Here is a 13,579-nt window from a genome sequence, read left to right as displayed (position 1 = left end):
GAACTCTCCGAGAGACGCCGTACGGCGGCTCGGCGCCGCCCGGCGCCCGACCTCGATCTCGCGACAGAGGAACCGACATGCTCCTGCGCCTCGGCCCCGCTCGCCGGCTTCGGCCGACGGACGACGGATCCGCCGCAACGTCTCAAGGCCTGTCCGGCCATCTGGGTGCGGCTCTGGTCCGGCATGGACGCCTGGTCATGGCGGCATGGCTTCTCATGGCCGTGGCATCCGCCGCGTTGCTGCCGGGCCTGGCGCAACGGTTGAGCCCACCTCCACTGGAGGTGCCGGACTCCAGATCGGCGGCCGCCACACGCCTGATCAGCAGGGGGTTTCCGCACTTCGGCGACGAGCAGATGATTCTGGCCTTCGGCTCGGCCACGCTGCTCGCCGCCGAGCCGGCCTACCAGAAGGCCGTGGCCGCGACACTACGGTCCCTCGCCGACCTGCCGGAGGTCGGCGGCATGCTGCCGTTGCCCACAGGGGAGACCCAGGACCCCCGTCACGCGTACGTGCTCATCGGCGTGATGGGCGACGAGTCGGCTCGCCAGCGACGCCTGCCGGTCCAGATCGCGGCGGCCCGCCGGGCCGCCGACGAGGCGTCCGAGGGGAAGATCAGCGTCATGGTCGTCGGGTCGAGCACGGTGTTCGCCGACCTGATCCATGGTGATCTCCGCGACCTGCAGCGGCTCAAGATCGTCACCGTTCCCCTGGTCGCCCTGGTGCTCGTCCTCGGGCTGGGAGCCGTGGGATCCACCGCCGTCCCACTGCTCGTGGCGGGGGCAGCGATCCTGGTGAGCGCCGGGGTGCTCTCCCTGATCGGCATGATCACTCAGGTCGATTCGACGCAGCTGACCGTCTCCCTCACCGTGTGCCTGGGCATCGGGCTGGACTACGCGCTGCTCATCCTGCTGCGTTACCGGCAGTGCCGCCGTGACGAGGGCCTTTCGCCCACCGCGGCGGCCATCCGGGCGACGGCCACGGCGGGCGGCACCGTCTCGTGGTGTGCCATGGCCATCATGGTCACCGGCGCCGTCCTGTTCACCGTCCCCACCCCGTGGGTCAGGCACATCGCGCTGGCGGTTATGTCGGCCACTCTCGTCACGGCGGCGGCCGCGTTGAGCCTTACACCGGTGCTGCTCCGGCTGCTCGACCCGTGGCTGGAGTGGATGATTCTCCCCTGGCGGCGTGCGCGCCGTACCGGAACGCCGCCGGCCTGGCTGCGCCTGGCCGGCCATCTGATGGACCGTCCGGTCCGCTACGCCCTCGCCGTCGCGGCGCTGCTGGCGGTGGCCGCCCTTCCGGCGCTGGACATGCGGCTCGGGTTGCACTACGACCGCCCATCGCTGGCGGGCACCCAGAGCGGCCGCGGACTGGCCCAGATGGAGGCCGACGGGATGGCCGGTGTCACCGGTCTGGCCCTGCCCCATCCGACCGGAAGCGGTCCGGTGGACACCGCCAAGTTGGTCGGCGCCCTGGAGGCCGACCCCCGAGTGGGCCAGGCCGCCACCCTCGACAACGGGCGTGACCTGACAGTGGTGCTCCTCGCTGAGCGCAACCCGCCGGACAGCGAGGCGTCCGCGGCTCTGCTCCGGCACATCTACACGTCGGCTCCGCGCCTGCTGCCCCCTGGTCAGCAGGCGTTCGCCGCCGGTCCCACGGCGCTGCTCGCCGACCTCAGCGAACAGATCCTGGCCGGTCTGTGGCAGGCGATCGCGCTGGTGCTGGCCCTCTCCTTCGTCCTGCTTCTGATCACCTTCCGCAGCCTGCTCATCGCGGTGAAGGCCGTCTCCATGAACGTGCTCTCCATCGTCGCCACCTTCGGCCTGCTCGCCCTGTGCTTTCAGCACACGGGCCCGACCGGCGACGTCAACCTCCTGGTGCCGCTGCTGATCTGCACCGTCGTGTTCGGCCTGTCCATCGACTACGAGGTCTTCCTCGTCCACCGCATCTCCGAGCACTACCGGCGTACGGGCGACAACACCGCCGCGGTCCTCCACGGGCTGCGGCACACGGCCCGTCCGGTCGCCCTGGCCGCCACCGTGATGGCCCTCACCTTCGCCAGCCTGTTGCTCACCCGCCGCAGCGACCTCCAGCAGACGGGGTTCGCCGTCGCCGTGGCCGTCACTCTCGACGCCACCCTCATCCGGATGATCCTGGTCCCCGCGCTCATGCGGCTGCTCGGCCATTGCAACTGGTGGCTGCCCCGTCCGCTGGCGCGCCTGCTGCCGCCGCTCCGCCCCGACCCGTCGGCGCAGCCAGTTGCTTGAACGCTCCGTATTCAGAAAGTCACTTTCGGTACGGTGCTGTCGGAGCACATCGAGGATCATTCGCCGGGTTCGGAGAGAAGGCCGAGATGGACGTTCGTGGTGCGCGAGTGTTGTTGACCGGGGCCACCGGAGGCATCGGGCGAGAGCTGGCACGGGCTCTGGCCGCGTGCGGCGGCCAAGTGATCGTGACCGGACGCCGCGCCGACCGGCTGGAGGCGCTGGCCGAGCAGATCGGCGGCACGGCCGTCCCGGCGGATCTGGGCGACCGCGACGCCCTCGCACCGCTGGTCGCGAGCGCCGGTGAAGTCGACGTCTTCATCGCCAACGCCGCGGTCGCCGCGTTCGGCTTTCTGCACGACTATTCGATAGCCGAGATAGACCACGCGCTGGACGTCAACCTCCGGGCGCCGATGGTCCTGGGCAGGCTCATCGGCGAGCGGATGGCGGAACGCGGGTCCGGGCATCTGGTCTTCGTCTCCTCGCTCTGCGGCAAGGCCGCCTCCGGACAGGCGTCTGTCTACAACGCCACCAAGTTCGGGCTGCGCGGATTCGCCCAGGCGCTGCGCGAGGACCTGCGTCCCTTCGGCGTGGGCGTCTCGGCGGTGTTCCCCGGCTTCGTCCGGGACGTCGGCCTGGTCGCCGACGCCGAGGTGCCGCTGCCCCGCTGGATCGGTACCCGGTCCGCGCGCGATGTCGCGCGCGCCACCTTGAAGGCCATCCGATGTGATCTCGGCGAGATCGACGTGGCCCCGGTGTGGCTGCGCGTGGCCGCGGCACTGGGCGCGGCCCTGCCGGGTCCCGCGATCGCCGCGCAGCGTCGGGTCGCCCCGCCCATCACGGCCGCGCTCGCCCGCCATCACGGCAAAAGCGCTGATCGTCATGGAAAGTCGTGGCGCGCGGGGGTGGCCGCGGCGGACGACCTCGATCACCGGGATCGGGCGCCGCGTCGACGCGGGCGCGGTCGGCGACTCACCTGAGGAGAAGCAACGAGATGGGCATCCTCTACCGCTTCGGCGCCCGGGAGCGGCCCGATCCGGATACCGCGGGTTCGATCCGGGCCGGCCGCATCGATCACGCCATGCTGATGGAGAGCCGAACCGCTCCCGACGAGTCGCTGTGGCACATCGGCGTCGCTCTCCGCATGCCCGGCCCGCCCCCGGGCAGGCCGGGCATGCGGCAGCTCCTCGGGCATCTGGTCGACCACGCTCCCGCCTTGACGTACCGGCCCGCCATCAGGGGACGAGACATGCGTTGGGAGCCCGACCGGGACTTCCAGCTCGACCGGCATCTCGACTACCACCGCCTCCCCACCGGATGCGACGAGGCGACGGCTGTGCTCGAGGGCCTGCGCCGCCCCGTGCCGCCTGATCATCCACTGTGGAGCGTTCTGGTCCTGCACGGACACCGAGACGACGAGCACATCCTGTGCTACCGCGCACACCACGCCTTCCACGACGGCATCAGCATTATGTCGATCTTTCAGGGTCTGCTCACCGGCAGGCCGCTGCCACGGCCGGTTTCCGTGGACCCTCCGCACATTGTCCGGATGGCCGCACAGTTGCCCGCCGCCATGCCCGAGCTCCTACGGCTGCTCGCGCCCAGAGCGCGGTGGCACGACCGAGTCGCGCCGTACGGGCGCGGACGGCGGCTGTACGTCACCAGCCTGGACGGCGCGCTGGTTCAACAGATCGCGGCCGCCACGGGGGCGACCCTCGGCCAGATCAACCTGGCCGTGCTCTCGGGGGCGCTACGCGCGTGGGCGCCACACCACTGGGAGCCGTCCCTCATCCGTCCACGACGTCGCGGGCTGACGACGTGGATCCCGGTGAACCTCGCCGAGCCGGACCATTCGGCACTCGGCAACCGTGTGGGGCTGATCGCCGTGACGTTGCCGTGCTCCGATCCCTCACCACTGAGCCGCCTCAACCGTGTCATGGCGCAGATCCATGATGATCGGGTCGATCGGACACGCCGCCGGCAGCGGCTGTTCGACCTCCTCCCGTATTCCTTGATCCGGATCTCGAGGTCCGTCGCCAGATGGGGGAGCCGGAACCGCCTCATCGTGACCATGCTCAGCGCCGTCGACACCGAACTGCCCGGTGCCAGGGGGATGTTCGGCATCCCCATCCTGCCCGTGGGAGTCCCCGCCATGGTGGCGTTCCTCGCCTTGGGGCACACCGTGTCCGTGTCGCTCCTCGTCGACGACTCGGTCACCCATGCGGAGCGCCTGGCGCCGCTGCTACGACACGCTCTCGACGAGTTGGCGGAGGCGACCCGGGCCTGATCGGCGGCCCGGCCCGGCCACGGAGGCTTCGGGCCGTATGGCGACATGCCGGGCGACCGTGTCTCCGGTCCCTCGGTGCCCGGGCTTCCGATGCCCGGCGGTCCCGGGACGGGCCGTCCGGAAGACGCTGAAGATCCGGCCCGTGGCGTCGGTCCGCGGCACAGGCACTCTTCGACCTCGACGCCGTGTTCCTCCAGTTCCGCGATGACGGCCTCCAGCGGGTCGGCGGAGATGAAACACAGATCGGCGCTGCCTGGAGTGGGCCGCGCCGCCTTCGGCTCGAACTCGGCTGGTCGGTGAAAACCGCGCATGAGTCGATTGTCGCGGTCAGGCGGCGGCGTGAACGCATCGGCGGTCGAAGGACAAGTACAGATGTGAGGTCCCGATCGCGCGCCGCCGTACCGGTTCGTGCAGCCTGGCCGGCCGTCCGCATCGCCGGGGACCGTTCAGATCTGATTCTGCGAGGTGGCAGTGCGCGTTTTCCTCGCCGTGGTGAGCAAGGTCACGGCTCCGCCGGGACTCCTCGACCAGGTGGTCCGACACGCGAAGAGCCTGGTTGCCCAGTTTTTCCCGGTGCCGCCGGACACCGTCGCCACCGTGGAGCAGCGATTTCCGGGGGCCGCGCCGCTCACCGATCAGGTGAATCTCGCGCTCACCGGGGGACGGGACAGCCGGCTCATGGCGGCTCTGCTCCACGCGGCCAAGGTTCCGTTCCGGGTGACGACCAACGGTCTGGACGATCATCCCGATGTGATGATCGCGCGGCAGATCGCCGCGAAGCTCGGGGTCGAGCACACGGTGATCCCTCCGAAGCGCACGGAGCAGCGGGACGCGGTGCTCGTGGAGCACCCGCTCCGCCGTACGTTCGAGGTGCTGCGCACGTGTGAGGGCATGACCTCCGCCTACGAGACCATCGTCGAGTACCTGCCGTACAGCTCCAGGCTGACCATGTCCGGGCAGAGCGGTGAGATCCTGCGCGGCGGGTTCCTCTACAGCCAGGGAAATCCCGCGCTCCACGCGATGCGACGCAGGGTGGACGCCTTCTTCCTGAAGGACGAGCACCTCTTCACCAAGGAGGCCAACGCGCACGCCCGGGATCTCGCCGCGCCCTGGCAGGAGCGGGCCGCGGGCGACCCGGCGCGGGCTCTCGACCACATGTACGTCACCTATCGGGTGGGCAGGTGGCATGCGGCGGCACGCGCGGGCTCCCTGAGGAGGGGAGACGCCGTGCAGCCCTTTCTCGACAACCGGGTGGTGGCCGCCGCGCTCGCGCTCGATCCGATGTGGCGGCGCTCGGAGGAGGTCGTCCACGAGCTCATCGGCATGTTCGCCCCACAATTGCGACGGATACCGATCGAGGGCGCCGAATGGCGGTTCAGGACCGAGCGCGCTCCCTCGTGGTGGGAGTCCCTGCTCGCCCGGCGGCGGCCACCCGCCCCGGCGCCGAAGAAGGGCGTGGCCGGCTGGAACTGGCGGACCAGCCCCGGCGAGCGGCTGACCGCGGTCCTGCGCGAGGGCGTGCTGGGCGGCGACGTCCTCTGGGACGTCGTCCAGAAGGACGCTGTCGAGGAGATGTTCGCCGCGCCCACGGTCAAGCAGCCCGCCCTCGCCTGGAACCTCTACACGGTCGGCGCGATGCTGTCCGGGCTGTACCCCGGCGCCGTGCCGGACGGCCTGGACCTCGTCGAGGTGCCCATCCCCCACGGCTGACGCCGTCGGCGTCCTGGGTCCGACGGGGAGCGGACCGGGGCTTCGTCGTCGGGCCGGGGACGTCGACCCCGGCCCCGGCCCCGGCAACGTCAGCGGATGGTCCACCAGCCGGGGAGGATGAGCGGGCCGTACGCCGGGAGGCCGAGCTCGGCGGCCACGCGGGCCATCGGCCCCCACGCCTCCAGGCGGATCCGGGCGGCGGCCGACCGGTCCTCGCTCGACTCCGGCGGACGCAACCGCTCAAGGGGGTGCATCCGCGGATATGTCCTGACCGGCGCGTCCACGGCGAGCCCGGCCTTCTTCCTGGCCAGGGCGAGGGCGTCCTCCAGGCCGCCGAGCTCGTCCACCAGGCGGCTCTCCAGCGCGTCGGCCCCGGTCCAGACACGGCCCCTGGCCAGCTCGTGCGCCCGGTCCCGATCCAGCCCGCGTCCCTGCGCCACCTTGCCCACGAAGTCCTCGTAGATGCGGTCGAGCCAGGCGTTGACCCGGTCCCACTGCTGCCCGGAGAACTCGCGCGTGGGGGAGAACATGCCGGCGTTGGCCCCCTCGGCCACCATCTCCGTGACCACGCCGATCTTGCCCAGCAGCTCCCCGACGACCGGCTTGCCGCCGAACACCCCGATGGAGCCGGTGAGCGTGCCGGGCTGGGCCACGATCACGTCGGCGGCCATCGACACGAAGTACCCGCCGGAGGCGGCGAGGTCGCCCATCGAGACGACGACCGGCTTGCCCGCCTTGCGCGCCAGCACCACCTCGCGCCAGATCGCGTCCGAGGCGACGTACGACCCGCCGGGGCTGTCCACCCGGAACACGATCGCCTTCACCCTGTCGTCCCGGCGGGCCGAGCGCAGTGCGGCGCAGATCGTGTCGGAGCCCATCGATGCCCCGCCGCCGAGCGGGGAGCGGCCGCTGCGCCCCAGGCGGATCGCGCCGAGGCCGTGGACCAGGGCGACGACGTGCTCGCCGGGGTGCGGGAGCTTCTTGGGCAGCGGGCCCCTCGCGTACCGGGAGACGTAGAGCAGGTGGGCGTCCCCGACCGTCTCGGAGTACACCTCGTCCCGATATTTCAGGGCGTCGACGAGACCCGCCTCCAGCGCCTCCGCGCCGACGAACGGTCCCTGGTCGATCAGCTCACGGACCCGTTCGGGGGTGAGGGAACGCGCGTCGGCGATGCCGTTCACGATCTGCTCGGTCACCGACTCGGCGATCCGGGTCACGGACTCGCGGTGCGCGTCGGTCATGTGGTTCTCGGTGAACATGTTGGCCGCGGTCTTGTACTCGTACCGCTGGCCGAGCTGGTACTCCACGCCGGCCTTGGCCAGCGCGTCCCGTACGAACCGCTGCTCCAGCGAGATGCCCGTCAGCCCGAGGTCGCCGGACGGCTGCAGGTAGACCCGCTCGCACGCGCTGGCCAGGTAGTACGGCACGGTGCCGGCGGCGAACTCCCCGAAGGTCTCGGCGAACGCGACGGTCAGCTTCCCCGCGGCGCGGAGGTGGAGGAGGGCGGTCCGCAGCTCCTGGACCATGGCCAGCCCGAGCGGGTGTCCGCCGACCTTGACGATGACCGCGCGTACCCGTGGGTCCTGGCGGGCCCGCTTGAGCCCGGAGAGCACGTCGGCCAGCCGCGCCTTGCGCATGGACAGGATCGCGCCCAGCGGGTCGACCGGCGGCCCCTCGGTGAGGCCCTCCGTCAGGTCGAGTTCGAGGACCAGCGGTGCGGTGCGGCGCTGCCGCAGCCGGTCGACGGTATCGATGATCGCTTTCGTCGCGTCCATAGTGCCACCATAAGTGACAGTTCTGGAGGTCCGGCGGGATCTTGTCCTGTTCCTCCGGGTTTGCTCAGCTCTCCTCGTCCTCCCCGCTACGGCGCAGCCAGACGGTCGCCAACGGGGGCACGCGGAGCCGCGCCGAGCAGGGGAGACCGTGGTGCGGCTCCTCCACCGCCTCGACCGCGCCCATGTTGCCGACGCCGCTCCCCGCGTAGTCGTACGCGTCGGTGTTCACGACCTCCTCCCATCTGCCGGACGTGGGCAGGCCGAGGTGATAGTCCTCGTGCGCCACCCCGGAGAAGTTGGACACGCAGGCCAGCACCGAGCCCGATCCGTCGTTCCGCAGGAAGGAGAACACGTTCCCCTGGGCGTCGTCGGCGTCGATCCAGCGGAAGCCGTCGGGGTCGCTGTCCAGCGCGTACAGGGCGGGCGTGTCGCGATAGGCGTGGTTGAGGTCGCGGACCAGCCGCTGCACCCCCTGGTGGAAGTCGAAGTCGAGCACCCACCAGTCGAGCCCCTTGGACTCCGACCACTCCGACCCCTGGCCGAACTCGCCGCCCATGAACAGCAGTTGCTTGCCCGGATGCGCCCACATGAAGCCGTACAGCGCGCGGAGGTTGGCGAAGCGCTGCCACTCGTCGCCCGGCATCTTGCCGAGCAGCGACCCCTTCAAATGGACGACCTCGTCGTGCGACAGCGGCAGCACGAAGTTCTCCGAGTACGCGTACATCAGCGAGAACGTCATCTGGTGGTGGTGGTACTGCCGGAAGACCGGCTCGTGCGCGAGGTAGGCCAGCGTGTCGTGCATCCAGCCCATGTTCCACTTGAAGCCGAAACCGAGACCGCCCAGGTGGACGGGGCGCGAGACGCCCGGCCACGCGGTGGACTCCTCGGCGATCGTCACGATGCCGGGGACCTCGCGGTAGCTGACCGCGTTCATCTCCTTGAGGAACTCGATCGCGTCCAGGTTCTCCCGGCCGCCGTAGATGTTCGGCGTCCACTCGCCCTCGCGCCGTGAGTAGTCGAGGTACAGCATCGAGGCGACGGCGTCGACGCGCAGCCCGTCCACGTGGAACTCCCTGAGCCAGTAGAGCGCGTTGGCCACCAGGAAGTTGCGCACCTCGTTCCGCCCGAAGTCGAACACGTAGGTGCCCCAGTCCGGGTGCTCGCCGCGGCGCGGGTCCGCGTGCTCGTACAGCGGTGTGCCGTCGAAGCGGGCCAGCGCCCACTCGTCCGTCGGGAAGTGCGCGGGCACCCAGTCGACGATCACGCCGATGCCCGCGCGGTGCAGCTCGTCCACGAGGTGGCGGAAGTCGTCGGGCGTGCCGAAGCGCGACGTCGGCGCGTAATAGGACGTGACCTGGTACCCCCACGAGCCGCCGAACGGATGCTCCGCCACCGGCATGAACTCCACGTGCGTGAAGCCCATCTCCTTGACGTACGCGACCAGCTCGGAGGCGAGGTCGCGGTAGGAGAGCCCGGGCCGCCACGAGCCGAGGTGCACCTCGTAGACGCTCATCGGCTCGGCCACCGCGTTCCGCTCGGCCCGCTCCGCCAGCCACGCGTCGTCGCGCCACTCGTACGCGGACGTCTCGACGATCGAGGCGGTCGCCGGCGGGACCTCGGTGTGGCGGGCCATGGGGTCGGCCTTCTCGCGCCACACCCCGTCCACGCCGAGGACCGCGAACTTGTAGCGGGTGCCCGCCCCGACCTCCGGGATGAACAGCTCCCACACGCCGGAGCGGCCGAGCGAGCGCATGGGATGCCCGGCGCCGTCCCAGTGGTTGAAATCGCCGATCACCCGGACGCCGAGCGCGTTCGGCGCCCAGACGGCGAACGCGGTTCCGTCGGTGTCCTCGTGGCGCAGCACGCGCGCCCCGAGCACATCCCACAGCCGCTCGTGCCGTCCCTCGCCGATCAGGTGCAGGTCCACCTCGCCGAGCGTCGGCCAGTGCCGGTACGGGTCCCCCATCTCGTACGGCGGAGCCCCCGGATAGGTGATACGCAGCCGATAGTCCGGGATCTTGTCCAGGCCCGGGACGGTCACCTCGAATACTCCCGAGGCGATGTGGCGCATCTCGTACGCTCTGCCGTCCACCAGGGCCTCGACCTTCTCGGCGAGGGGTCGCAGCGTCCGGATCGTGACGCCGTCACGCTCGGGGTGCGCGCCGAGGATGGAGTGCGGGTCGTGATGTGCGCCGCCGGCCAAACGATCGAGATCCATTCCCTAACCCTGCCCCACACCGCGCCGAACACCCATCCCCCCACGTGAAAGATCGGTGTTCTGTGCGTCCCGGCGACCTAGCCCCCGCGGGTTCCTGGAACTCCTGATATGCGGGCTGCCCGTTCGCTACGATTCTTACCATTCGTAGTCAAATGAGTGCGAATAGCGAGGTGGGTGTGGCTCATCGTTGAGATCTGAAGGCGGCGAAGGGGATCGGGAGCCAGGACGGGCGGTTGCGTGCCTCGTAGACCACCTCGTAGACGGCCTTGGACAGCTCCAGCGCGCGCAGCAGCACGGCGTCGTCGGCGGTGATCCGCCCCCCGCCCTCCGAGTAGCCGGAGAGGAAGGCCGCCCGGTTGCGCGCCGACCACTCGTCGGCCCGCTCCTGCAGCGACGCGCCCTCCGGGTGCCCGGCGAGCAGGTGGTGCGCCGCGTAGTCGAACGAGCGGAGCATCCCCGCCACGTCCCGCAGGGGGGAGTCCAGCCCGCGCCGCTCGGAGAGGGGCTGGCCCGGCTCGCCCTCGAAGTCCAGGACGACCCAGTCGCTCGGCGTCCGCATCACCTGGCCCAGGTGGTAGTCGCCGTGGATCCGCTGCACGGCCACCTTCCGCCCCAGATCGGCCAGCCGGTCGTACGCCGCGTGCGCCACCGACGCGTGCGCGGCGAGCTGGGGCACCTCGGCCACCGCCTCGTCCAGACGGCGGCGCAGCCGCTCGGCCATCCGCTTGACCTCGGACGTCTCGATCACGCCGGTCGGGAACGCCGTCGCCAGCTCCCGGTGGACCTCCGCTGTGGCGATCCCCAGCCGGGACGCCTCGGCGGCGAAGTCGCCGCCTGCCTCCTCGGCGCTCACCTCGGGCGCGGACGCGTACAGGTCGCGGACGCTGGTCAGGGCCATCGCCCAGCCCTCGTTGGCGTTGGCGAGGAACTCCTGCATGATCGCCAGCGTGGTGGTCTGGCCGTCCAGCTTCGTGTCGATCCAGCCGTACGGCCGGGCGACGTGCGTGGAGCCGGCCGCCGCGAGTGCGCCGACCACCTCCAGCTCGGGGTTGATCCCCGCGGTGATCTGCCGGAACAGCTTGAGGATGTACCGGTCTCCGTAGACGAGCGAGGTGTTGGACTGCTCCGCGGTCAGCACGAGGCTGCGGAGGGAGGTGTCGATCTCGACGTCGGGGGCGCGGTGGAAGGCGAGCTCCTCCTCCCGGCGGGCGGACTCCATCGCCTCCAGCAGGATCCGGGTCAGCTCCGCGTCGTGCGGCGCGTCGTAGGCGGCGTACTCCCCGCCGTCCCGCTCGCACGGCCCGATCAGCGCGTGTTTCAGCCGGTCGGGCAGGCTCGACCGCAGACCGACGAGGACCTGGTACCGGGTGCTCCGCTCGCCCTGCCGTACGGACAGGATGAGGTGCACCAGGCCCGGATCGCCCGACACGACATCGGTGCGGTGCTCGATGGACAGGTCGTCGATCGCGCGCCCCTTGCCGGCGAACCACCGCTGCCCGGTGATCCAGCCGGCGAGGAGCTCCTGAAGCGAAGTCGTCATGCCTCCTTGGTGCCGACCGCGTCCTTCTCGGCCGCGTCGGGGGGTACTGGAAGGGTGAACCAGTAGAACCCATGCCCAGGAAGCGTCAGAAGATACGGAAGTTCGCCGACTGCCGGGAACGGGACGCCGCCCATGCACTCCACCGGAGTGGATCCCTCGAACCTGCGCAGGTCCAGCTCGACCGGCTGCGGGAAGCGGGACAGGTTGTTGACGCACAGCACCCTGTCGTTGCCCAGCTCCCTGATGAACGCGAGGACGCTGGGGTTGGAGGAGTTCAGCTCGGTGAACTCGCCGGTGCCGAACACCGCATGGCGCTTGCGGATCTCGATCATGCGCTTGGTGAAGTGCAGCAGCGAGCTGGGGCTCTTCTGCTGCGCCTCGACGTTGATCGCCTGGTAGCCGTAGATCGGATCCATGATCAGCGGCAGGTAGAGGCGGCCGGGGTCGCAGGTCGAGAAGCCGGCGTTGCGGTCGGGCGTCCACTGCATGGGCGTGCGAACGCCGTCCCGGTCGCCCAGCCAGATGTTGTCGCCCATGCCGATCTCGTCCCCGTAGTAGAGGACGGGGGAGCCGGGCAGGCTGAGCAGCAACGCGGTGAACAGCTCGATCTGGTTCCTGTCGTTGTCGAGCAGCGGCGCGAGGCGGCGGCGGATGCCCACGTTGGCGCGCATCCGCGGATCCTTGGCGTACTCGGAGTACATGTAGTCGCGCTCTTCGTCGGTGACCATCTCGAGCGTCAGTTCGTCGTGGTTGCGCAGGAAGATGCCCCACTGGCAGTTCTCCGGGATCTTCGGCGTCTGGGCGAGGATCTCGGAGATGGGGTAGCGCGACTCCCGCCTGACCGCCATGAAGATGCGCGGCATCAGCGGGAAGTGGAAGGCCATGTGGCACTCGTCGCCGCCGGTCACCGGGTCGCCGAAGTACTCCACCACGTCGGCCGGCCACTGGTTGGCCTCGGCGAGCAGCACCCGGTCCGGGTAGAGCCGGTCCACCTCGGCCCGCACCCGCTTGAGGTACGCGTGGGTCTGCGGCAGGTTCTCGCAGTTCGTTCCCTCCTGCTCGAAGAGGTACGGGATCGCGTCCATGCGGAAGCCGTCGATGCCGAGGTCGAGCCAGAAGCGCAGGACCTCCAGCATGGCCTCCTGTACGGCCGGGTTGTCGTAGTTGAGGTCCGGCTGGTGGTGGAAGAACCGGTGCCAGTAGTACTGGCCGCGCACCGGGTCGTACGTCCAGTTGGACGACTCGGTGTCCACGAAGATGATCCGGGCGTCCTGGTACCCCTCGTCGCTGTCGTGCCAGACGTAGAAGTCGCCGAACGGGCCCTCCGGGTCGTGCCGCGACGCCTGGAACCACGGGTGCTGGTCGCTGGTGTGGTTCATGACGAGGTCGGCGATGACGCGGATGCCGCGCTTGTGCGCCTCGTCCACCAGCCGGATGAAGTCCCCGAGGTCGCCGAAGTCGGGCAGGATCTTCATGAAGTCGGCGATGTCGTACCCGCCGTCCCGCAGCGGCGACTCGTACAGCGGAAGCAGCCAGAGGCAGTCGACCCCGAGCCACTGCAGGTAGTCGAGCTTCTCGATCAGGCCGCGGATGTCACCGGTGCCGTCGCCGTTGGAGTCGGCGAAGCCGCGGATCAGCACCTCGTAGAAGACCGCGCGCTTGTACCAGTACTGGTCGCGCGGCTTCTCGGGGGAGAAGGTGTTCGGGATCGGCTCGCCCGGGACGGGCACCGAGCCGGCGGCGGGCTGTTCCACCGGCTCCCCCTTCGTCGTGGGGTCGCTTCGC

Annotated in this window: 8 protein-coding genes; 4 read left to right on the top strand and 4 right to left on the bottom strand. The window is 70.2% G+C overall.

Features of this window, described 5'->3' with window-relative positions; genetic code table 11:
• Positions 1-197 precede the first annotated feature (197 nt).
• The 4 genes from AWQ68_RS21435 (at position 198) to AWQ68_RS21420 (ending at position 6,261) form a co-directional block, all read left to right on the top strand.
• Complete coding sequence (locus tag AWQ68_RS21435) at positions 198-2,267, top strand: MMPL family transporter (protein ID WP_169808962.1); 2,070 nt, start codon at positions 198-200, stop codon at positions 2,265-2,267.
• 86 nt (positions 2,268-2,353) lie between these two features.
• A complete protein-coding gene (locus tag AWQ68_RS21430) occupies positions 2,354-3,244 on the top strand; it encodes an SDR family NAD(P)-dependent oxidoreductase (protein WP_084464255.1) in 891 nt (296 codons plus the stop codon).
• Between the two features lie 14 nt (positions 3,245-3,258).
• The gene (locus AWQ68_RS21425; RefSeq protein WP_066942912.1) at positions 3,259-4,551 is read left to right on the top strand and encodes a wax ester/triacylglycerol synthase domain-containing protein; all 1,293 of its coding nucleotides are present in this window, start codon (positions 3,259-3,261) and stop codon (positions 4,549-4,551) included.
• A 465-nt stretch (positions 4,552-5,016) separates the two neighbouring features.
• Complete coding sequence (locus tag AWQ68_RS21420; protein WP_245656020.1) at positions 5,017-6,261, top strand: asparagine synthase-related protein; 1,245 nt, start codon at positions 5,017-5,019, stop codon at positions 6,259-6,261.
• A gap of 89 nt (positions 6,262-6,350) precedes the next feature.
• On the opposite strand, the gene sppA is transcribed toward AWQ68_RS21420, so the two are convergent.
• The 4 genes from sppA to treS all read right to left on the bottom strand — a co-directional run bounded on the left by sppA (position 6,351) and on the right by treS (position 13,524).
• Positions 6,351-8,036: a signal peptide peptidase SppA gene (gene sppA / locus AWQ68_RS21415; protein ID WP_066942908.1), complete on the bottom strand. Its 1,686-nt coding sequence runs from the start codon at positions 8,034-8,036 to the stop codon at positions 6,351-6,353.
• Positions 8,037-8,100: 64 nt separating this feature from the next.
• The gene (glgB, locus tag AWQ68_RS21410) at positions 8,101-10,254 is read right to left on the bottom strand and encodes a 1,4-alpha-glucan branching protein GlgB (protein WP_066942906.1); all 2,154 of its coding nucleotides are present in this window, start codon (positions 10,252-10,254) and stop codon (positions 8,101-8,103) included.
• Positions 10,255-10,435: 181 nt separating this feature from the next.
• A complete protein-coding gene (locus tag AWQ68_RS21405; protein ID WP_066942904.1) occupies positions 10,436-11,794 on the bottom strand; it encodes a maltokinase N-terminal cap-like domain-containing protein in 1,359 nt (452 codons plus the stop codon).
• Positions 11,791-13,524: a maltose alpha-D-glucosyltransferase gene (treS, locus tag AWQ68_RS21400; protein ID WP_174554130.1), complete on the bottom strand. Its 1,734-nt coding sequence runs from the start codon at positions 13,522-13,524 to the stop codon at positions 11,791-11,793. The genes AWQ68_RS21405 and treS overlap by 4 nt, the downstream gene beginning before the upstream one ends.
• Between the last annotated feature and the right edge of the window lie 55 nt (positions 13,525-13,579).

The sequence above is a fragment of the Microtetraspora fusca genome, assembly GCF_001570365.1.
Classification (GTDB): domain Bacteria; phylum Actinomycetota; class Actinomycetes; order Streptosporangiales; family Streptosporangiaceae; genus Microtetraspora; species Microtetraspora fusca.
The sequence above is the reverse complement of the archived record's forward strand: the minus strand, read 5'-3'. Positions and strand labels throughout refer to the sequence as shown.